Below are 20,699 nucleotides of genomic sequence, written 5' to 3'. Positions count from 1 at the left end.
GGAGACGCCGCATGGGCAAGTTCATCTACGAGGGCAGCGTGAAGACCGAGATCGAGGATCGCGCCCTCACCCACCTGCAGCTCGTGATGACCGCCAAGCTGCGCCGCGCCGAGCCGTTCCCGTTCAGCTGGCGCGAGGACACGAGCGTCGGCGGCGGCCGCACGACGGTGTGGGTGCAGCCGGGCAGCTCCCTCGTCTTCAAGTACTTCGGCAGTCGACAGCCGTCGATCAACCGCGCCTGGGTCGAAGCCCTCGCATTCACGGCCAACGCTCCGAGCGGTCTGTATCTGGTGCCCGAGCCGCAGGAGGCTTCCGGTCCCGTCGGCGACGACGGGCCGGCCGCGCCCACGTCCTGAGTCGGGTCCAGACCCTCGCTTCGCGCTCGGCGCCCCGCTCCTCGACCGGGGTGCCGATTGTCAACCCCCTGCCGAGGGCGTCGAGAGGCCGCGAGTCTCGATTGACGCCCGACCTGCGCCACGAACGGTGGTCGCGAGTCGCGAGGAAGAGGAGACACCATGGCAGACAGCACGCCCGACCCCCGCAGCCAGCACCGCCAGGAGGAGTTCCCCGGTCAGCAGCAGGACCAGCCGGGGCTGACCGACCAGATGCGTCCGGTTCCCGATCACGGCGAGAAGTCGTATGTCGGGCACGCGCGTCTCGAGGGTCGTCGAGCCCTGATCACCGGCGGCGACTCCGGAATCGGCCGGGCCGTCGCGATCGCCTTCGCCCGTGAGGGAGCCGACGTGGCGATCGTGCACATGCCGGAGGAGCAGTCGGATGCCGACGAGACGATCGAGCTCATCCGTGCAGAGGGGAGGCAGGGGCTCAGTCTCGCCGGAGATCTGCGAGATGAGGCCTTCGCGACCGAGGTCGTCTCCGAGACGAGGAGCGCGCTCGGCGGCCTGGACATCCTGGTGCTGAACGCCGCCTACCAGCATGACATCGACGGCTTCGAGACCCTCGAGACAGACCGTCTTCGCCGCGTGTTCGAGACCAATCTCTACGGACTGCTCTACTCGGCCAGGGCCGCCTACCCGCATCTCGAGCCGGGGTCGAGCATCATCGTGACCTCGTCGGTGCAGGCCTTCGAGCCGTCGCCGAACCTCATCGACTACGCGATGACCAAGGCGGCGCAGGTCGCATTCGTCAAGGCGCTCGCCGAAGAGGCGGGAGAGCGAGGCATCCGCGTGAACGCGGTCGCCCCCGGACCCATCTGGACGCCACTCATCCCGGCCACCGGATGGAGCGACGAGCGGGTGAAGACCTTCGGCTCCGACACGCCTCTCGGCAGGGCAGGACAGCCGGCCGAACTCGCCGGCGCATACGTGTACCTCGCCTCCGCCGAGTCGTCGTACACCTCGGGCGCCGTGCTCGCGGTCACCGGAGGCAAGCACCTCTGACCGCCCGAGTTCGTCGGCGCCTCCCTGCGCCGTAGGCTTGCGGGGTGAAGCAGTCCGCGTCGTCCCGTCCGCTCGTGGGAGTCGCACTCGTCGTCTGCTCCTGCCTGTCGCTGCCGTTCGGGGCCGCGGTCGCGGCGCAGCTGTTCCCGGTGCTCGGCCCCTGGGGCGTGACCTCGCTGCGGGTGGCGATCGCCGCGCTGCTGCTGGTCGTCATCGTGCGCCCACAGCCACTGCGTTGGACGAGGGCGCAGTGGCTCGCGGCCGTGCTGTTCGGAGTGTCGCTCGCGGCGATGAACGGCTTCTTCTACGCGGCGATCGACCTCATCCCGCTCGGTCCCGCTGTCGCCATCGAGTTCCTCGGGCCGCTCGTGCTGGCGGCCGTGCTGACCCGGCGCCTCGCCGACGCCGCCTGGGTGGGAGTCGCGCTGGTCGGCATGGTGCTGCTCGGCGTCGACGGCCTGATCGGTGCCGAGCCGCTCGATCCGCTGGGCGTCGTGTTCATCCTGATCGCAGCGGCTTTCTGGGCGATGTACATCCGGATGAGCGCTCGAGTCGGCGCGATCATCCCCGGCACCAGCGGGCTCGCGGTCGGACTCGTCGTGGCTGCGGTGCTGCTGATTCCGGTGGGAGTACCCGCGGCGATCACCGTCGCCGGTGACATGCAGCTGTTGCTGCTCGCCGCAGTCACCGCCGTGCTCTCGTCGGTGATCCCCTACAGCTTCGAGCTCGCGGCGCTCCGTCGGCTGCCGCAACGGGTTTTCGGCGTGCTGCTGAGTCTCGAACCCGCCTTCGCGACCCTTGCGGGGTGGCTGATCCTCGGTCAGTCCGCGACTCCGCTCAGGATGCTCGCGATCGCGCTGGTCGTCGCCGCGAGCGTCGGCACCACGCTCGGCGTGCGGCGTCAGCGCCGCCGCGCCGATGCCGCTGCGCGAGACGACGACGCCGGCGCGGACGACGCAGACCGCGGCGACGAGACCGGGCCGTTCACGGCGCCGATCCCGCTTCCCGAGTGACCGCCGAGACTCAGGCGCTGACCCCGGAAGGCACGGGCAGGGGGTAGCGACGACGCAGCAGCATGCGCTGCACCAGCGTCCAGACGACGGTCACGGTGAGATAGAGCGCGGCCGCGAGCGGCACGAACACCGCGAACACGGCCGTCAGATAGTGCAGCGCGCTCGTCACCCTCAGCATCGTCGGCGAATTCAGAGGCGAATCGCCCTCGACCGGCGTCGGCCGGAAGACCCGCCGCGTGATCTCGGCCACCACGATCATCACCACGATCAGCGCGCCGAACACGAGCAGCGTCGCAGGCGTCGCGGTGCCGCCGAAGACCGCCGAGACGAGGCTCGTTCCCAGCGGAGCGCCGAACAGGTCGTGCGTGAGCAGGTCATTCGGGTGCCCGGCGATCTCGGGGCGGATGAACAGCGTGTACAGGATGCCGACGACCGGCGCCTGGGCGAGGACCGGCAGCATGCCGGCGAACGGGGACGTGTTCTCGGAGCGGTAGAGCTCGAGCATCTCCTTCTGGAGGCGTTCCGGGTTCTTCTTGTGTCGGCGCTGCAGCTCGCGCAGCCGGGGCGCGAGGCGCGCCCTGGTCTGCTCGGCTTTCGCCTGCGAGATGCCGACGGGAATCAGCAGGGCTCGCACGAGAAGCGTGACGAGCACCACGGCGAGGGCTGCCGCAGATGCTCCGGCGAGGGGCTCGAGCAGAGCGGAGAGCCCGGCGAGTGCGCCGTACGCCGCATCGAGCAGGAAGGTCAGGGGTGGGAAGGCGAAGATGTCCATGGAAGTCCGTTCGTGTGTCGGGAAGGGTCGGCGAAAGCCGCGCAGTCCCGTACGAGGACGGACTACGCGGGAACGGCGACTCCCGGCGCACGAGGGCGCGGGTGACCGGCGGCGTCAGGATCGCTCTGGGCGAGCAGAGTCGAGACGTCGATCGCCCGGATCGGGTGCACAGCGGTGCTCGGCGAGGGCGGTGCGAGGCTCAGCGCGACGACGATCGTGAGCGTCGTGAGGGCGATCACGGCGATCGCGAGACCGAGCGCTGCGGCATCAGGCACCGCGATGATCCCGAGCGCGGACGCGATGAAGCCGAGTATCTGCCCGAACCACTCGCTCATGCGCGCCTCCTGATCCCTCCCGCCGAGGTTATCACCGGCATCCGAGCGCGGGATCGGTCGCGCGGCTCGCCGCGAGGCGGGGGAGCGGAGATAGCCTCGAGACATGACTGATCTGCGTGCGCTGCTCGGCATCGAACACCCCATCCTCCTAGGTCCGTTCGGCGGACTCTCGTCGGTCGCGCTCACCGCGGCCGTCAGCGACGCGGGGGGACTGGGCGGCTACGGGCTGTACGGCTACGACGGGGACCGCATCCGTGCGACGGTCGCGTCGCTGCGGGAGGCGACCTCGCGACCGTTCGCCGTGAACATCTGGCTGCCGACCGGCGACGAGGTCGAGCCGAACCCGCAGCACACCGTGTTCGCGCAGGCGCTGCAGCCGTTCTACGACGCCGTCGGCCTCGAGGTGCCTGCGCGCCCCGAGCGGTACCTGCCACCGCTCGACGAGCAGCTCGACGCGATCTGGGAGGCCGCGCCACCCGTGCTCAGCACGGTCTTCGGGGTTCCGTCCGGGGCCGTCCTCGACGAGGCGCACCGCCGCGGCATCCGTGTCGTGGGAACCGCGACGACCGTGGCCGAAGCCGTCGCGCTCGCGGACGCAGGGGCCGATGCCGTCGTCGCGACCGGCTTCGAGGCCGGCGGCCACCGGGTGTCGTTCCTCCGTCCGGCCGAGGACTCGCTCGTCGGGACCTTCTCCCTCGTGCCGCAGGTCGTCGATGCCGTGGATGTCCCGGTCATCGCGGCCGGCGGCATCGCCGACAGACGCGGGGTCGCCGCCGCGTTCGCGCTCGGGGCGTCAGCCGTGCAGGTCGGCACGGCCTTCCTCGCGACAGCCGAGTCCGCCGCCAACCAGGCGCATCGAGACGCCATCCGCGCCACTCCTGCCGACGGCACCGTTCTCACGAAGGCGATGAGCGGGCGCCTCGCCAGGGGTGCCCGAAACCGGGTCGTCCGTGCGATCGAGGCCGGCGGCATGATCGCCCCGTTCCCGATGCAGAACTGGCTCACCGGCCGATTCCGCGCGGCAGCGGGCGAGCAGAACCTCGGCGAGCTGCAGTCGCTGTGGATGGGCCAGGGGGCACCGCTCGCCGACTATCCGACGGCGGCCGAGGCCTTCGCCGAGATGCTCGCCGGGGCGCCGCAGAAGCTCTGACTCAGAGGATGACGGTCGAGCGGCCGTGCACGATCACGCGGTCCTCGGCATGCCACTGCACGGCCCGCGCGAGCACCAGGCGCTCGACGTCGGCGCCGCGGCTCTGCAGATCGGCCGCCGACTCGGAGTGCGTGACGCGGGTCACGTCCTGCTCGATGATCGGACCCTCGTCGAGGTCGGCCGTCGCATAGTGCGCGGTCGCGCCGATCAGCTTCACGCCGCGGTCCTTCGCGCGGGCATACGGGTTGGCCCCGATGAACGCCGGCAGGAAGGAGTGGTGGATGTTGATCACCGGAGCGTCGAGGCCGGTGATGAAGTCATCGGTCAGGATCTGCATGTAACGGGCGAGCACGACGAGATCGACGTTCCCGCGGAGGAGCTCGAGCTGACGCTGCTCCATCGCCTGCTTGTCCCCCGAGGGGATGTGCACGAACGGCACGCCGAACGAGCGCACCGACTCCGCCAGATCCGGATGATTCGAGACGACCATCGTGATGTCGATGTCGAGCTGGCCGCGCTGGGTGCGCCACAGCAGCTCCATCAGGCAGTGGTCGTACTTCGACACGAAGATCGCGACACGCTTGCGTCGTGCGGTGTCGTGCAGCGACCACTCCATGCCGAACCGGTCGCCGACCTGCGCGAGATCGGCTTCGAGAGCGATGCGGGCGGCCGACAGGCCGGGCAGGTGGATCACGGTGCGCTGGAAGAACCGACCGCCCTCGGAGTCGGTCGAATGCTGGTCGAGCGAGATGATGTTCGCGCCGTGCGCTGCGAGCACTCCGGCGACCGCGGCGACGATGCCGGGCTGGTCGTCGCAGGCGATGAGCAGGCGGGCGGTGTCGGGCTGAGACATGGGGGCTCCTCGGGGGTGTGCATCGATTCTGCCGTGGATGCGACCACCGGGCGAATCGCGGGCGCACTCTCGCTACTCTGAGACTGTGAACGCGGGCGATCTCGGACTGGTGCTCATCCCGCTGCTCGCCGTGGCAGCGCCGCTGCTGGCGCGCGGCATCCGCCCCGTCATCCGCGTGCCGATCATCGTGTTCGAGCTCGTGCTCGGGATTCTCGCAGGGCCGGCCGTGCTCGGCTGGGTCGAGCCGACGCCCATTCTCGAGAAGCTCAGCGACTTCGGTCTCGCGATGCTCTTCTTCATCGCGGGGTCCGAGATCGACTTCCGGGCCGTCTCGGGGCGACCGCTCGTGCGGGCCTCGATCGGCTGGGGCATCAGCGTCGTGCTCGGGATCGCGATCGGGTTCTTCCTCGCACCGGGTGAGGGGATGGTCGTGATCGCCATCGCACTCAGCTCCACCGCGCTCGGCACGCTGATGCCGATCCTCAGGGATGCGAAAGAGACGGACACCCCGTTCGGCCGCGCTGTCACCGTGATCGGAGCCGTCGGCGAGTTCCTCCCGCTGATCGCGATCTCGCTCTTCCTCAGCACGCGCACGACGCCGATCGCCGCGGCGGTGCTGCTCACGTTCGTGGTGCTCGCCGGCCTCGCCGTGCTGATGGCTCATCGGATGCCGCACGGGCGGCTGCACTCGTTCGTACGCGCGACGCTGCACACCTCTGACCAGTTCGGCGTGCGCTTCGTGCTGCTGCTCATCGCGGCGCTGGTCGGTCTCAGCGTGATGCTCGATCTCGACATGCTCCTCGGCGCATTCGTCGCGGGAGCCGTGTGGCGGATCATCATGGCCCGTGCGCCGAAGAAGGACGCCGAGGCGATGGAGACCAAGCTCGAGGCCATCGCGTTCGGCCTGCTCGTGCCGATCTTCTTCCTCTACACGGGCGTGAACTTCGACCTGCAGGCGCTCACCGGCTCGTCGTCGGCGATGCTGATGCTGCCCCTGTTCCTCGTCGCGCTGCTGGTGCTCCGCGGCACCACCGCGCAGCTCTCGGCTCCTGCCGGTGCGAGCGTCAGGGACCGCACGGCGCTGGGGCTGCTGGCCGCCACGGGCCTGCCGATCATCGTCGCCGTGACGGCGATCGGTGTGGACCAGAAGATGATCGACACCGGCACGGCCGCTGCGCTCGTCGGCGCCGGGATGCTGTCGGTGCTGCTCTTCCCGCTGATCGGCATGCTGATCCGCGGAGATGCGGCGCGTCTGGTCGATCCCCGGCTGGTTCGCGCGACACCCCAGGGAGAGCTGTGACGACGGCAACCGCGCTCGTCGCCGACACCGTGCGCGCGCTCTCAGGCCAGCCCCGGGAGGGACTCGGCGAAGAGCGGGACTCACGGTGGCGCGGGCGCCGCATCGTGCGGGTGGGCGAGGCATGGCACCTCGGAGTGCTGCTGCTCACCGAGACGCATGCTCTGGCGACTGCCGAGGTGCTGCGCGCTGCCGACCCCGGCCGCCGCGGCTACACGGCCGAGTCCGCGCGCGAGCGCGCCGAGCGACGGGCGCTGGCGCTGCGGGGCGGATTCGACGAGGGCGACGTCGTGCACGTCGGGTGGTCGGTGATCGACCTCGCCGCCGTGGATTCGGGTGGCGCATCAGGCCCGCTCGCGACGATCGACTCCGTGCCGTCGGTCCGGTGGAGCAGCGCCGGCGGATGGATGCCGCTCGAGGCATACCTTCGTGAACGCGTGGACCTGCTGCGCGGCTGATGCCCGACGGCACGCCGGCGCGCGTGAGGCCGCGGTGTCAGGCCGCGGTGTCAGGCTGCGGCGAACGTCTGCGCGAAGCGGCGCAGCAGGGCCGCGCCCTCCGTCACCGATGCCGACAGCACCTGCCCCTGCACGACGTCGAACTCGTCGGGGTCGAAGTATCCCGTCGTGCGGTAGAACGTCATCCGGTCGGCGAAGTCCCTGGGCGTGGGCTCGGGGTGGAACTGCGCCGTGTAGAGATGCGTGCCGACCCGGTAGGCCTGCACCGGGCAGGTGTCGTTCGTGGCGAGCAGCACCGCACCCTGCGGCAGAGCTGCGGCGCTCTCCTTGTGGGCGGTGAACACCGTGAGGGCGGGGGAGCTCGGACCGAACACCGGATCCGCCGCGCCGGCCTCGGTCGTCTCGATCACGGTGGCGCTGGCCGACTCCGGGGTGTCCGACGTGACCTCGCCGCCCAGCATCCGCGTCACCACGCCGATGCTGAAGCAGGTGAAGAACGCCGCGATCCTGCGTTCGATCGCCAGTCGAGCGAGGTGCTCGAGATCGGCTTCGACCCGGAGCTGCACCGAAGACTTCTCGGCGTCGCTCACGTTGAAGGGCGAGCCCCCCACGACGACGCCGCTGTATCGCGCGAGGCGGGCGGGGTCGAGGGGTTCGGTGAGCAGGTCGAGGCGGTCGACGACGTCGACGCCGAGCGCCCGTCGGAATGAGGCGTGCTCGGCGTCGGCCGCCCCGAGCTCGGGGCGCACACAGACATAGAGAAGCGAGACCACCACGAGAGTCTAACGACGACAGGAGGGGGTCGCCGTCACCGCCGTCATCGAGAGGTCACGCTCGAGTCATCGTGACGAGTTGGATGTGCGACCGCGCACGATTCCGATGAACGTCTCGACATCGGGGGTCGTGTGGTCGCGGCGCCAGGCCAGGGCCACCGTCGACGTCGGTCCGTCGACCAGACGGCGGTGGTCGACGTCCTTGCGGTGGTGCAGACGCGCGAGAGACATGGGGACGACCATGATCCCGGTTCCGGCGGCAGCAGTCGCGATCGCCTCCGAGACCGGCATCGGTGCGAAGGCGGGGACGAGGGCACCGGGGATGTCGATCGGACCCAGAGGATCGTCGGTGGGGGTCATCACGATCTCGCCGGCGAGGTCTGCGATGCTCAGCTCGTCCGCGACGAGCAGGTGCGAGTCGATGGAGGCGACCACGACGGGCACTTCGTCATAGAGCGTGATGACGTGCAGGTTCTCGTCGGTCAGCGGCAGGCGCACCAGCGCGGCGTCGAGATCATCGAGCGCCGCGTTCTGATCGGCGACCTGCACCGGCACGAGTTCGACGGGCACGTGCGGCATCCGCTGCTTCCAGGCGTCGATCCACCTGCCGGGCGTGGCTCCGGGCACGACGCCCAGCCGGAACGTGCGCGGTTCCTCGGACTCGGCCTCCGGCGCATCGAACACGACCTTGGCGGTCTTCTTCGGGGGCTTCGGTGCAGGGAAACGCTGCGCCGGTGCCGCCCTGTTGCGTCGCACGGGCGAGCCTTTGCCGGCACGCCCTGCCGGTCGTCGTCCCTGAGTCGCCATGTGCTCCAGGGTACCCGGAGGATGCGGTGAGGCGGCCGGAGGCCGCGTCGCTGATCAGGCCGCGAGCCACAGCCCCTTGGGGTCGGTGGCGACCGTCAGCCCGGCGGCGACCGTCTCGTCGTCGCCGATGCGAGCACCGCGCACGATGCGAGCACCTGCCCCGACTTCGGTGCGGACCCCGATGTGCGCGCCGTCGCCGACGGCCGCGCCCTGGCCGATGTGCGCGTGCGCGTCGACGTGCGCTCCCTCGCCGATCACGGCATCCGGTTCGATCCATGCGCCGCGGGCGATGGTCGCGCCGGCGCCGATGCGCGCACCGGGTTCGATGTAGGCGCCCGCTTCGATGTGCGCCTTCGGATGGACCTTCGCGCCGTGCGCGACGAGACCGCGACCGTTGGCGTGCTTGCGGTATCGCAGCGTGGCGCCCTGGTCGTTCTCGATGTCGACGTAGTTCTTACCCACGATTCCTCCCCGTGCTCCGGAGTTCTCCGGATATATCAATAACCACGGGGGTGCGTGATTCATTCCCGAGCATGGATGCGGGTCATCGCTGACACGCCGGGCACCAGAAGGTGATGCGCTCGCGGGTCGGATCCGCGCCCAGCTCGCCGCGTTCTATGAGCGTTCCACAGCGGCGGCAGGGCTTGCCGGAGCGGCCGTAGACCCAGGTTCCCTGACCGGGCCGATCGACTCCGGTGAAGGTGCGGTGGCGGCGATCGCGGTTGGTTCGGATCGTGCGCACACCGAGGTCCAGCAGCGCAGGCACGTCGACCTCCGGCGCGGGGGTGGTCGGCAGGATCCCGCGCAGGAACAGGAGTTCGGCGGCGTACTCGTTGCCGAACCCCGCGACGTTGCGCTGATCGAGCAGGGCGACGTGGATGCTGCGGACGTCGGCGCCGACGCGTCTGGCGGCCTCTGCGGCGTCCCAATCGGGGCCGAGGGGATCCGGCCCGAGGTATCCGACGAGCTCGTCTTCATCGCGGGTCGGCACCACCTCGATCTCGGCCAGGTCGATGCCCACCGCCTCGCGGTGTGCGGTGCCGACGATCGCGCGCACCTTGAACGCCGGATGCCGCCATCTCTCACCTGCCCGATAGACCAGCCAGGCGCCGTCCATGCGCAGATGGGAATGCAGTGTGCTGTCGCCGATGCGCAGCAGCAGGTGCTTGCCTCGGGCGATCGAGGCGATGATCGGCTGACCCGTGAGATCAAGGGTCGCGAAGCGCGGCACACGGAGGTCGAAGCGCGTCACCTCGGCGCCGACCAGCGCCTCGTCGAGACGTCTGGCCGTGCGGAAGACGGTGTCGCCCTCGGGCATCAGACGCGCCCGGATCCGGCGGGTGGTGGCAGGGGCGCGGAGACGCTGCCGGGAGCGGGCGGCGCGGGATGTGCGGGAGGCAGCAGAGCCGGCTGCACGGGCGTGTGCTGCGGCAGCGGCGTGCGCTCCAGCATGGTGCGGGCGAGAGTCGTGGCGCCGGCGACGGCGGCGGGCATCACGGCGACGGCACCACCGGGGATCAGGAAGCACAGCTGCGTCGCCACGCCGAATCCGAGCACTCGTGCCCGACTGCCGCGGAACAGAACGGCACGGTCTGCGGGGGTGAGATCGCGGGCGTCGAAGGCCCGCGCCGTGAGCTCGCGTGCGAGCATCCGCCCCGACAGCACGACGCCGCCGACGGCCGCGAGGACTCCGCCTATGAGGGGGATGAGGCCGAGCAGCAGCACGAGGATCGCGATCAGGATGCCGAGGAGAACCAGCCGCAGGCCCTCCCCGACCGCCATCCAAAATCCACCGCCGTCGGATGGCGGTGCATCGCCGAGGTCGGCCTCGACGGCCCGCCAGATGCGCTGGTAGAACGGGTCGCCGATCGCCAGGGCGAGTGCGCTGAACACCGCGCTCGCGAGAGCGAGGGCGGCGACGAAGATCACGATGCCGACAGCAGCTCTGAAGGCGGATCGCCAGGCGGGGATCCAACCGTCGGCGAAGGGCGTCACGGCGTCGGAGATCGGCGCGAGCGACAGTGCGAGCGGAACGAGACCGGCGAGCAGCACGAGCGCCGCGATGACGCCGGGCAGGAGTCCGAGGGCCATCAGGCCGGGGCGGCGTCGCCAGGTGCCGAAGCCGCGCAGCAGAGTGCGGATGCCGTAGACGAATTCCCCGATCATGGATCCAGCCTAGGAGGAGAGATCATGGCGTCGCTCAGATCGCCTTGCGCAGGGTGTAGCCGCGGGGCGTCGCGACGAACCCGGCGTCTTGCAGGGCCAGGGCGAGCTCGGTGCCGTAGACGCCTTCGCCGTTGACCTTCTCGACCGTGAGGGTGTCGAGTCGGCGCGCACGGGCCGTCGCGGCGAGGTCGGATGCCGCGGCTCGCAGCACCTCGGAGTCGTCGGTGAAACACAGCACCGTGCGTCCACCCCGTTCGAGGTAGAGCACGAGCGAACCGTCGACGATCACCACCAGGCCGCCGGCCTTGCGTCCAGGGCGATGCGAGACCTCATCGCGCTTGGGCCAGCCGAGAGCCGCGCCATAGGGGTTGGCGGGGTCGGTCGCGGCGAGCGTGACGGCCTTGCGCGGAGGCGGATCGGCGAGGCCGGCGAACGTGCGCAGGCGATCGACGGTGGCGGATGCCGCGAACTGCGCCGCTCCGAGTCGTTCGATCACGTAGCCGCGGCGGCAGTGCCCCGCCTCTTCGAATCCGGCGAGCACCCGGTAGGTCTGGGCGAAGCCGCCTGGCACGCCCTCGGCCTGCACCGCGCCTCGTGTGACGACGCCGTAGCGGTCGAGGAGCAGCCCAGCGGTGACGGTCGCGCGTCGAGCGGCATCCGTGTCGACCGAGGGGAGCAGCGACCAGCGTCCGCCGATCGACGACGGGCGAGGCGCCGTGCGGGCGAGCGACATGCCCCGGTAGGTGCGCGTGCGCGGGGCGCGTCGGGTCACGCGGTGGGCCTGCGATCCTCCGGCCAGCAGCGATCGGATCGGCGCGAATGTGTCGTTCGTCACTCGCCCTGCCCAGGTCAGCGACCACAGCACCTCGAGCACCGACTGCTCGTTGTCGGCACCGGCCATGTCTTTCAGCTGGCCCGCGAAATAGGCTCCGCCTGCGTCGAGCGCCGCCAGAACACGTGCCTCGAGAGAGTCGGCGGCGATCTCGTCGTCGGGCTCGGGGAGGGTGAAGGGCGCGAGATCCGCGGGGTGCAGCGACACCCAGCCGTCACGACCGGGCAGCGTCCCGTGACCGGACCAGATGACCTCTCCCGCGGCCGTCAGCTCGTCGAGCAGGGCGGGGGAGTAGTCGCGCACGCGGGAGGGAAGCACCAGCGACTCCCAGGCGCTGGCGGGAATCGGCACGCCGGCGAACTGCTCGATCACGGCCAGCACGCCGTCGAGCCCTTCGAGGGGACGGCCGAGGTGCTGCCAGTCGGGGAGGAACCGCGCGTACGCCTCGGGCGACACCGGCTCGACGCTGCCTCGGATCGCGGCGAGCGACCGCATCCGCAGGCGACGCAGCACCTCGGTGTCGCACCATTCGGTCTCGTTGCCGGAGCCGGAGGCCTCCGGCAGGAAGTAGCCGCTGGTCAGCCTGCCCGAGTGCTCCAGCCGCTGCAGCGTGTGTCGGGCGACGGCTGCGCCCAGACCGAAGCGCGTCGCGATGGCATCCGTCGTGAAGGGCCCGTGCGTGCGGGCATATCGCGCGACGAGGTCACCGAGGGGATCAGCCAGCGGTTCGAGGAACGCGACGGGGATGCCGGTGGGCAGCGCAGCGCCGAGCGCATCGCGCAGACGGCCGGCGTCCTCGATCGCCGCGATGCGCCTGGTGCCGGCGACGGTGACGGGGATCGCTCGGCGGGCGGCGATCAGCGCATCGAGGTGGTCGGACGCCGATCCCGTCTCGGGATCGAGTCGCGCGTCGATCTCGGCGGCATCCATCGGACCGAGCATGCGCAGCAGGTCGGCGACGCCCTCGAGGCCCCGCGCGTGTCGTTCGGGGTCGAGTCGCTGCGCCTCGCGCTCGAACTGGGTGATGACGTCGGGATCGAGGAGCTCGCGGAGCTCGACCGTGCCGAGCAGCTCGCCGAGCAGCGCGGGGTCGACGGAGAGGGCGGCCGCCCGGCGCTCGGCAAGGGGCGAATCGCCCTCGTACATGAACGCGCCCACGTAGCCGAAGAGCAGATCACGTGCGAACGGCGAGGGCTGGGACGGCTGCGTCTCGACGAGTCGGATGCGTCGGTCTGCGATCGACACGGCCAGCTTGCGCAGCGACGGCAGGTCGTACACGTCCTGCAGAACCTCGCGCAGGGTCTCCAGGATCACCGGGAACGTCGGATGCCGACGCGCGACTTCGAGCAGCTGCGCAGAGCGCTGGCGCTGCTGCCACAGCGGGGTGCGCTTGTTCGGGTTCATCCGCGGCATCAGCAGCGCGCGGGCAGCGCACTCGCGGAAGCGGGAGGCGAACAGCGCCGATCCGCCGACCTCCTGCGTGACGAGCTGCTCGAGCTCGTCGGGGTCGAACACGAAGAGCTCGGCGCCGGGAGGCTCGGCCTCGGCATCCGGGATGCGCACGATGATGCCGTCGTCGCTCGCGACCGCCGAGCCCTCGACGCCGAGGCGCTCGCGGATGCGGGCGTTGATGGCCAGGGCCCACGGTGCGTGCACCTTCATGCCGTAAGGGGAATGAAGGATGACCCGCCAGTCGCCGACCTCGTCGCGCCCGCGCTCGACCGTGAGGGTGCGGTCGGTGGGCAGGGTGCCCGTCGCCTCCCGCTGCTCGGTGAGATGCGCCATCAGATTCATCCGGGCCTGCTCGTCGAGTCCCGCCTCGATGAGTCTCTGAGCAGCCTTCTCGGGCGTCGCCGCCGATACCTCTCGCGAGAACTTGCCGAGCGCTTCGCCGAGTTCGAACGGGCGGCCGATTCCGTCGCCGTGCCAGAACGGCACCTTGCCCGGCTGGCCGTACGCGGGGATGACGTTGACCCGGTCATGCGTGATCTCGGCGATGCGCCAGCTCGTCGTGCCGAGCGTGAACACGTCGCCGACGCGCGACTCGTAGACCATCTCCTCGTCGAGCTCGCCGACGCGGGCGCCGGTCGACTCCCCGGCGACGAAGACTCCGAAGAGTCCACGGTCGGGGATCGTGCCGCCGCTGGTGACGGCGATGCGCTGGGCGCCGGGGCGACCGGTCAGCGTGCCGGCGTCTCTGTCCCACACCAGACGAGGGCGCAGTTCGGCGAACTCGTCGGAGGGATAGCGTCCGGCGAGCAGGTCCAGGGTCGCCTCGTAGGCCGACCGGGGGAGCGACTGGAACGGCGCGGACCGGCGCACGGTCTCGAACCACTCCTCGACGCTGATCTCACCGAGGGCACTGGCGGCGACTGTCTGCTGAGCGAGGATGTCGAGCGGATTGCGAGGGACCTGGATCGCCTCGATCTTGCCCGCCAGCATCCGCTCGGTGACGATCGCGGTGTGCAGCACGTCGCCGCGGTGCTTGGGGAACAGCGCCGCGCGGCTGATCTCGCCGACCTGGTGGCCTGCTCGACCCACGCGCTGCAGACCCGAGGCCGCCGAGGGCGGCGCCTCGACCTGGATCACCAGGTCGACCGCTCCCATGTCGATGCCGAGTTCGAGGCTGCTCGTCGCGACGACGCACCGCAGGACCCCGGACTTGAGCTCTTCCTCGACCTGGGCGCGCTGCTCCTTCGAGACCGACCCGTGGTGCGCCTTGGCGAGCACGGGGTCTGCTCCGGCGGTGGCACCCGCCTGCGCCATCATGGCTGCCGGTACGGACGCCTCGGGCAGCGCGACCCCGATGCGCTCGGAGTAGATCTCGTTGAGTCTCCCGGTGAGGCGCTCGGCGAGGCGACGCGAGTTGGAGAACACGATGGTCGACTTGTTCTGCAGGATGCGATCGACGATCGCCTCCTCGACGTGGGGCCACACGGAGCCGGTGACCTCGGTGTACTCCGCATCCGAGGCATCGCCGGCGTCTTTCGGGGCGCCGGGCGGCGGAGGCGGATTGGTCATGTCATCCATCGGGACGACGACGCCGAGCTCGAATGTCTTCGATGCGGGCGGCGCGACGATCTCGACCGGAGCCGCGCCGCCGAGGAACCGCGCGACCTCGTCGATCGGACGCACGGTCGCCGACAGGCCGATGCGCTGCGCCGGCTCGTCGTGGCCGTGCGTGCGTCGCAGGGCGTCGAGACGCTCGAGGCTCACCGCAAGATGGGCGCCGCGTTTGGTCGCGGCGACCGCGTGCACCTCGTCGATGATGACGGTGTGCACATCGCGCAGGGTCTCACCGGCGCGACTGGTGAGCATCAGATAGAGCGATTCGGGGGTCGTGATGAGGATGTCGGGCGGATCGGAGACCAGCTTGCGGCGGTCGCTCGAGGTGGTGTCTCCCGAGCGCACGCCGACCGTCACGGAGGGGGCCTCGACGCCGAGGCGCCTGGCCGACTGTCCGATGCCGATGAGAGGGGAGCGCAGGTTGCGCTCGACGTCGACGCCCAGTGCCTTCAACGGCGAGATGTAGAGGATGCGCGTGCGCGAGGAGTCCGCGGCCTTCGTGCGCTTCGCGGGCGGGGTGGGCTGCGCGGAGCGCTCGCGGAACACGCTGTCGATCGCCCAGAGGAAGGCGGACAGGGTCTTGCCCGACCCTGTCGGCGCGACGACGAGGGCGTGTTTGCCGGCTGAGATCGCATTCCACGCGCCGGCCTGCGCGGGTGTGGGTTCGGGAAAGGCACCCCGGAACCAGTCTTGCGTGGCAGGGGTGAAGCGGTCGAGCACGTCGCTCATCCCTCCATCATCACCCGAGCCACCGACATCGGGGTCGGCATTGTCCGACGGTGAGGGCATGCTGTAGGCATGGCGACGCACACCACGAACTACCTGAGCACCTTCATCGAGGTCGCCGAGGACTGCCCTGTCGACCATGCCGAAGAGCCGCCGACGGGTGAGAAGCCCACGATCGCGGCTCTGCACTACCGGCTGATCGCCGAAGATCCGTATGCGCGCACCTCGGACGACGTGATCTTCGAGACCTACGCGCTGCGCAGCGGGATCGCCCCTCACGACACCGCCGCACGCGAGTCGTTCTTCTCGAAAGGGCAGCCGTGCCTGCGCTCATCGCCTCTGGGCAAGCGCTACGGGTGGGGCATCGTGCACGACGGCGAGGGGCGGGTCGCGCTCGTGCCTCGCGAGTCGGAGGACTACGCGCTGCTCGCCGCCGACCCCGCGATCACTCACACTCGGGCGATGCGGAGCCGGCGGGCCTGAGCGCGGGTGCCCGAAGACACCCGCGCCCCTCACATCGCTGCGAGCGAGCCATCCGGCTGGATCTCGAGAGTGAGATCCAGATCGAGTCGCGCGAGGAACGCGTCGTCGTGGCTCACGATGAGCACCGCCCCGCGGTAGGCGCGCAACGCCTCGACGAGCTGGTCGACGGTGTCGATATCGAGGTTGTTGGTGGGCTCGTCGAGCACCACGAGGTGCGGCGCGGGGTCGGAGAGCAGCAGTTTCGCCAGCGCCACCCGGAAGCGCTCGCCGCCTGACAGAGCCGCGACCGGACGCTCGGCGGTCGCTCCTCGGATCAGGAACCTCGCCAGGCGATTCCGCAGCTCCTTCTCGGGCACCTGCGGCGCGGCATCCGCGATGTTCTCGTATACCGACCGCTTCTCGTCGAGCCCGTCGACCCGCTGCGGCAGGTAGCCGATGCGGTCGGTGAGCGCCGTCGCCGCGAGTTGCGCTCCATAACTCCGGAGATCCTCCCCGACGGCGCGTGCAGTGGGACGTTCGGCTCCGCCCGATGCCGAATCTCCGGAGTTGTGGAGCGATCCGCCGGCGGCATCCGCCACGAGCCGTTCGAGCAGGGTCGTCTTGCCGGCGCCGTTGCGCCCGATCAGCGCGACGCGATCCGGGCCCTGGATGATCCACGAGCTCTCACCGTCGCCGATCATCGCTATGCGCCGGGAGCGTGACACCTGCGGATCCGGAAGCTCGATCTTCATCGACGCCTCCGAGCGCAGCCGCCTGCCGGCCTCGTCGAGCGCAGTGCGAGCGGCATCCTCCTTCGCGCCGACCTCCGTGCGCAGCCTGCCCGCCGACACCTCGGCCGCCATCTTGCGCCCGTGCGCCACGATCTTCGGCACGCGCTTCTCGATCTCGGCCTTCTTCGCCGTGCGAGCTCGGTGCGCGAGCTTCACCTCGGCCTCGATGCGCTGACGCTTCTCCTTCCTGAACTCCTGCTTCGCGGTGACCTCGGCCTGCCGGGCGGCCTCCTGCTCGGCGTCGAGCCACGCTCGCCATTCGGAATACGGGCCGCCGAACACACTCAGCGTCTGCGCGTACAGCTCGGCGGTGTCGTCCATCAGCTCGAGCAGAGAGAGGTCGTGGCTGACCACGATGAGCGTGTCCTTCCACGCCTCGACCATCGCCGCCAGCTTCGCGCGGGCGTCACGGTCGAGGTTGTTGGTCGGCTCGTCGAGCAGCGTGATCGGCGCGCGCCGCAGACGGATGCCGGCGATCGCGACGAGCACCGCCTCGCCGCCCGACAGCTCGCCGACCGTGCGGTCGAGGAACTCGGGGGCGAGGCCGGCCTCGGCCAAGGACATCTCGGCGCGTGCCTCGATGTCCCAGTCGTCGCCGACCGCATCGAAGTGCGCCTGATCGACGTCGCCGGCACCGATCGCTCTGACCGCGTCCAGGGGAACGGCGACTCCGAGGAGATCCGCGACCCTGCGATCGACGTCGAGAGTGAGCTGCTGCGGCAGATAGGCGACCTCGCCGGTCACCGTGACGAACCCCGAGGTCGGGGTCAGCTCGCCCGCCATCAGCCGCAGCAGCGTGGACTTGCCGGCGCCGTTGCGGCCGACCAGCCCGGTGCGACCGGAGCCGAAGGATCCTGAGACCGAGTCGAGCGCGGTCGTGCCGTCCGGCCAGGTGAAAGTGAGTCGGTCGAGGGTGACCGACGCGTGAAGGGTGGGTACTGACATGGTGTCTCCTGTCGAGTGCGAGGGAGCACTGACACCGGTCGCCCGAGGGCCCCGTCTGAGCGGGGCGCTGTCGGAGGACAGCGGGCGTGGTCTGCCGTGGAGTCGGCGATCGTCGGGTCAGCGCGCGGAAAGATGAGCGCGGAGGCGACGGATCAGATCAAAGGACTTCCAGACACGGCGAACAGGACTCCACGACGATACCCGGGCGTGTCGGAGTTTCGCAACCCCGGGCGTGTCGCGGTGGCGGATCGGCTCGGTCAGGCCTTGGCGGCCCGCTCCAGCCACTTCGTGAGGAAGACGTGCACGTCGCGGAGCTCTTCCTCCGAGATGCTGTGCGTGAGACCGGTGTAGACGCGCCCGGACAGCTCGGAATGCGCGGGCAGCCACTCTGCGGTGTGCGCGACCAGTGCCTCGGGGATCACCTCGTCGTTCGTGCCTCTGCCCCAGAACACGTGCGGTCGCGCCACGGTCAGCGCCTCATCACCCGGCAGGTCGCCTGCGGCGGCATAGCCGCTGAGCGCCACCACGGTGTCGATGCTCTGCGGGGCGAGACGCATGGCCTGCAGGGCGACGGCGGCCCCCTGCGAGAAGCCGAGCAGAGCCACCGCAGGAGCATCCGCACGTGCGTCGTCGAGCCAGCGCAGGAATGCCTCTGCCGCCAGCGTCACCGATGCGGCACTGCGGCCGTCGAGGCCCTCGATCGCATACCAGGACCGCCCGGGCATCGGCCACGGGGGTGCGAGCGGGGCGGCGACGGATGCCACGGCGATGCCGTCGGGCAGATACGGGACGAGCCCGAACAGGTCGTGCTCGTCGGCGCCGTATCCGTGCAGCAGCACCAGCAGCGGCATCCCCGCGCGGTCTTCGGTCGACCAGCGCGTGAGGAGTCCGTCGATCATCAGTTCTTCGCTCACCCGTCCATCCTGCCAGCGCCCTCCGACACACGCGTGCGTCGATCGTCGGATCGTATCCCGGTCGTGGCCGCAAGTCGGTGTTCGGGCGAGGACGCGGCTGGTAGAAAGGAGACATGTCCGTCCGCACACCTGATCCCGATCCCGAGCCCGACGACGGCCTCGAGGGCTTCGGCTCCGCACAGCCCTCGCGCGACTCCAATCCGGGGTGGTTGAGCGAATTCGAGCTCGCAGAGGCGAGACGCCACCTGCCGATGCTCTACGTCGAAGCGATCCCGGTGCGCACCGACGGGTCAGGGCAGGTGACCGAGATCGGCATCCTGCTGCGGTCCACGCCCATGGGCGAGATGACGCGCACCATCGTCTCGGGCCGAGTCCGGTTCGGCGAGACGATCCGCGATGCGCTGTTCCGCCACGTCGAGAACGACCTCGGCCCGATGGCGTTCCCGCTGCTCCCGCCCCAGCCGCTGCCCTTCACTGTCGCCGAGTACTTCCCGATGCCCGGGGTCAGCGCCTACCACGACGACCGTCAGCACGCCGTCTCGCTCGCGTTCGTGGTGCCGGTCACCGGCACGTGCGAGCCCCGACAGGACGCGCTAGAGGTCACCTGGTTCTCGCCGGAGGCTGCGGCGTCAGACACCGTCGCCGCCGAGATGGAGGGCGGGCGCGGCACGCTCATCCGTCTGGCGCTCGCCAACCTCGGTCTGCTCCGCTAGCGGCGCAGTCACCGCATACGCGAGAGACCCACCGTCACGACTTCTGATGGTGGGTCTCTCTCGTCGGTCGCGGGCGCCGCGACCGGATTCTCAGCGCGTGGTGAGGCGCGCGAGCTCTGCGACGAACTCGTCGACGTCGGACTCCTCGGTGTCGAAGCCGCACATCCAGCGGACCTCGTTACGCGCGGCATCCCAGTCGTAGAAGCGGAACTTCTCACGGAGCTGGTCGGCGATGCCGTCCGGCAACTGCGCGAAGACGCCGTTCGCCTGGGTCGGCTGTGTGAACGAGACTCCGGCGATCTCGCCGGCAGCGATGCCGGCCTCGATCGCACCGCGCAGCCGCTGGGCCATCGCGTTCGCATGCTGGGCGTTGCGCAGCCACAGGTCGCCCTCGAGCAGAGCGATGAGCTGCGCAGAGACGAAGCGCATCTTCGATGAGAGCTGCATGTTGAACTTGCGGGAGTACTGCAGGCCTGTCGACGCCTCAGGGTTCAGCACCACGATGGCCTCTCCGAGCATGGCGCCGTTCTTCGTGCCGCCGAAGCTGAGCACGTCGACACCGGCGTCGCGGGTGAAAGCGCGCAACGGCACGTCGAGGGCCGCGGCGGCGTTCGAGATGCGTGCTCCGTCGAGGTGCAGCATCATGCCGCGTTCGTGCGCGTGGTCGGCGAGCGCGCGGATCTCATCGACGGAATACAGAGTGCCGAGCTCGGTCGACTGCGTGATCGAGACCACGAGCGGCTGCGCGCGGTGCTCGTCGCCCCAGCCCCAGGCCTCGCGGTCGACGAGGTCGGGGGTGAGCTTGCCGTCGTCCGTCGGCACGGCGAGGATCTTGAACCCGCCGATCCGCTCGGGGGCACCGCCCTCGTCGACGTTGATGTGGGCGCTCGACGCCGCGATCACGGCACCCCAGCGCGGCAGCATGGACTGCAGGCCGGTGACGTTCGCGCCGGTGCCGTTGAACACCGGGAAGGCCTCGACGCCCTCTCCGAAGTGCGAGCGGACCACCTCCTGCAGACGCGCCGTGTAGGCGTCCTCGCCGTAGGCGACCTGGTGGCCGCCGTTCGCCGCTGCGATGGCCGCGAGGACCTCGGGGTGGACGCCGGAATAGTTGTCGCTGGCGAAGCCCCGGACCGCGGGGTCATGCTGAATACTCACCGCACAAGCCTATTGCCGGATGCCGACCCCAGATGCCGCGCTGAGGAACCCGCTCTACCGAATGTCCG

Annotated in this window: 20 protein-coding genes; 8 read left to right on the top strand and 12 right to left on the bottom strand. The window is 70.2% G+C overall.

What is annotated here, in order from left to right; genetic code table 11:
• The first annotated feature begins 11 nt into the window (after positions 1-11).
• The 3 genes from ACZ0AA_RS09595 to ACZ0AA_RS09585 all read left to right on the top strand — a co-directional run bounded on the left by ACZ0AA_RS09595 (position 12) and on the right by ACZ0AA_RS09585 (position 2,413).
• Positions 12-356, top strand: a complete 345-nt coding sequence (locus tag ACZ0AA_RS09595) for a DUF7882 family protein (RefSeq protein WP_463512780.1) — start codon at positions 12-14, stop codon at positions 354-356.
• A gap of 159 nt (positions 357-515) precedes the next feature.
• Complete coding sequence (locus tag ACZ0AA_RS09590; protein WP_463512779.1) at positions 516-1,400, top strand: SDR family oxidoreductase; 885 nt, start codon at positions 516-518, stop codon at positions 1,398-1,400.
• 44 nt (positions 1,401-1,444) lie between these two features.
• Positions 1,445-2,413, top strand: coding sequence for an EamA family transporter (locus ACZ0AA_RS09585; RefSeq protein ID WP_463512778.1), 969 nt, complete (start codon positions 1,445-1,447; stop codon positions 2,411-2,413).
• A 10-nt stretch (positions 2,414-2,423) separates the two neighbouring features.
• Here ACZ0AA_RS09585 and ACZ0AA_RS09580 read toward each other — a convergent pair whose 3' ends face one another.
• Both ACZ0AA_RS09580 and ACZ0AA_RS09575 read right to left on the bottom strand, forming a co-directional pair.
• Entirely contained in the window at positions 2,424-3,185 is a 762-nt protein-coding gene (locus ACZ0AA_RS09580; RefSeq protein ID WP_463512777.1) for a YidC/Oxa1 family membrane protein insertase, read from the bottom strand.
• Positions 3,186-3,247: 62 nt separating this feature from the next.
• Complete coding sequence (locus tag ACZ0AA_RS09575) at positions 3,248-3,520, bottom strand: DUF6412 domain-containing protein (protein ID WP_463512776.1); 273 nt, start codon at positions 3,518-3,520, stop codon at positions 3,248-3,250.
• 103 nt (positions 3,521-3,623) lie between these two features.
• Between ACZ0AA_RS09575 and ACZ0AA_RS09570 the strand changes: the two genes are divergently transcribed.
• Positions 3,624-4,670, top strand: coding sequence for an NAD(P)H-dependent flavin oxidoreductase (locus tag ACZ0AA_RS09570; protein ID WP_463512775.1), 1,047 nt, complete (start codon positions 3,624-3,626; stop codon positions 4,668-4,670).
• A 1-nt stretch (position 4,671) separates the two neighbouring features.
• Here ACZ0AA_RS09570 and purU read toward each other — a convergent pair whose 3' ends face one another.
• Positions 4,672-5,523 (bottom strand): formyltetrahydrofolate deformylase, encoded by an 852-nt coding sequence (gene purU, locus ACZ0AA_RS09565; protein WP_463512774.1) that lies wholly within the window; start codon positions 5,521-5,523, stop codon positions 4,672-4,674.
• 85 nt (positions 5,524-5,608) lie between these two features.
• On the opposite strand from purU, the gene ACZ0AA_RS09560 reads away from it, so the two are divergent.
• Both ACZ0AA_RS09560 and ACZ0AA_RS09555 read left to right on the top strand, forming a co-directional pair.
• Positions 5,609-6,823: a cation:proton antiporter gene (locus ACZ0AA_RS09560; RefSeq protein WP_463512773.1), complete on the top strand. Its 1,215-nt coding sequence runs from the start codon at positions 5,609-5,611 to the stop codon at positions 6,821-6,823.
• Positions 6,820-7,278 carry a glutaminase gene (locus tag ACZ0AA_RS09555; protein ID WP_400866339.1) on the top strand — a complete coding sequence of 153 codons (459 nt, stop codon included), beginning with the start codon at positions 6,820-6,822 and terminating at the stop codon, positions 7,276-7,278. The genes ACZ0AA_RS09560 and ACZ0AA_RS09555 overlap by 4 nt, the downstream gene beginning before the upstream one ends.
• 50 nt (positions 7,279-7,328) lie before the next feature.
• Here ACZ0AA_RS09555 and ACZ0AA_RS09550 read toward each other — a convergent pair whose 3' ends face one another.
• From ACZ0AA_RS09550 to ACZ0AA_RS09525, 6 genes are all read right to left on the bottom strand, one after another.
• Positions 7,329-8,051 carry a glutamine amidotransferase-related protein gene (locus tag ACZ0AA_RS09550; protein ID WP_463512772.1) on the bottom strand — a complete coding sequence of 241 codons (723 nt, stop codon included), beginning with the start codon at positions 8,049-8,051 and terminating at the stop codon, positions 7,329-7,331.
• 66 nt (positions 8,052-8,117) lie between these two features.
• On the bottom strand, positions 8,118-8,858 hold the full coding sequence (locus ACZ0AA_RS09545; protein ID WP_463512771.1) for a LysR substrate-binding domain-containing protein: 741 nt from the start codon (positions 8,856-8,858) through the stop codon (positions 8,118-8,120).
• A 54-nt stretch (positions 8,859-8,912) separates the two neighbouring features.
• Complete coding sequence (locus ACZ0AA_RS09540) at positions 8,913-9,320, bottom strand: DapH/DapD/GlmU-related protein (protein WP_053097570.1); 408 nt, start codon at positions 9,318-9,320, stop codon at positions 8,913-8,915.
• Positions 9,321-9,402: 82 nt separating this feature from the next.
• Complete coding sequence (locus tag ACZ0AA_RS09535) at positions 9,403-10,176, bottom strand: DNA-formamidopyrimidine glycosylase family protein (RefSeq protein WP_463512770.1); 774 nt, start codon at positions 10,174-10,176, stop codon at positions 9,403-9,405.
• Positions 10,176-11,024, bottom strand: a complete 849-nt coding sequence (locus ACZ0AA_RS09530; protein ID WP_463512769.1) for an EI24 domain-containing protein — start codon at positions 11,022-11,024, stop codon at positions 10,176-10,178. Before ACZ0AA_RS09530 ends, ACZ0AA_RS09535 begins: the two co-directional genes overlap by 1 nt.
• 34 nt (positions 11,025-11,058) lie before the next feature.
• A complete protein-coding gene (locus ACZ0AA_RS09525; RefSeq protein WP_463512768.1) occupies positions 11,059-15,651 on the bottom strand; it encodes an ATP-dependent helicase in 4,593 nt (1,530 codons plus the stop codon).
• Between the two features lie 69 nt (positions 15,652-15,720).
• Between ACZ0AA_RS09525 and ACZ0AA_RS09520 the strand changes: the two genes are divergently transcribed.
• The gene (locus ACZ0AA_RS09520; protein ID WP_463512767.1) at positions 15,721-16,131 is read left to right on the top strand and encodes a DUF6157 family protein; all 411 of its coding nucleotides are present in this window, start codon (positions 15,721-15,723) and stop codon (positions 16,129-16,131) included.
• A 29-nt stretch (positions 16,132-16,160) separates the two neighbouring features.
• Here the strand turns inward: ACZ0AA_RS09520 and ACZ0AA_RS09515 are convergent, their stop codons facing one another.
• A complete protein-coding gene (locus tag ACZ0AA_RS09515) occupies positions 16,161-17,846 on the bottom strand; it encodes an ABC-F family ATP-binding cassette domain-containing protein (protein ID WP_463512766.1) in 1,686 nt (561 codons plus the stop codon).
• A gap of 257 nt (positions 17,847-18,103) precedes the next feature.
• Positions 18,104-18,760: an alpha/beta hydrolase gene (locus tag ACZ0AA_RS09510; protein ID WP_400866316.1), complete on the bottom strand. Its 657-nt coding sequence runs from the start codon at positions 18,758-18,760 to the stop codon at positions 18,104-18,106.
• Between the two features lie 113 nt (positions 18,761-18,873).
• Here ACZ0AA_RS09510 and ACZ0AA_RS09505 point away from each other — a divergent pair, with 113 nt between their 5' ends.
• The gene (locus ACZ0AA_RS09505; protein WP_400866314.1) at positions 18,874-19,473 is read left to right on the top strand and encodes an NUDIX hydrolase family protein; all 600 of its coding nucleotides are present in this window, start codon (positions 18,874-18,876) and stop codon (positions 19,471-19,473) included.
• A gap of 90 nt (positions 19,474-19,563) precedes the next feature.
• Here the strand turns inward: ACZ0AA_RS09505 and ACZ0AA_RS09500 are convergent, their stop codons facing one another.
• Positions 19,564-20,631 carry a threonine aldolase family protein gene (locus tag ACZ0AA_RS09500; RefSeq protein ID WP_463512765.1) on the bottom strand — a complete coding sequence of 356 codons (1,068 nt, stop codon included), beginning with the start codon at positions 20,629-20,631 and terminating at the stop codon, positions 19,564-19,566.
• Positions 20,632-20,699: the final 68 nt, after the last annotated feature.

It is taken from the genome of Microbacterium sp. AC035, from assembly GCF_979258485.1.
This window is presented reverse-complemented; position numbering and strand designations above follow the sequence as displayed.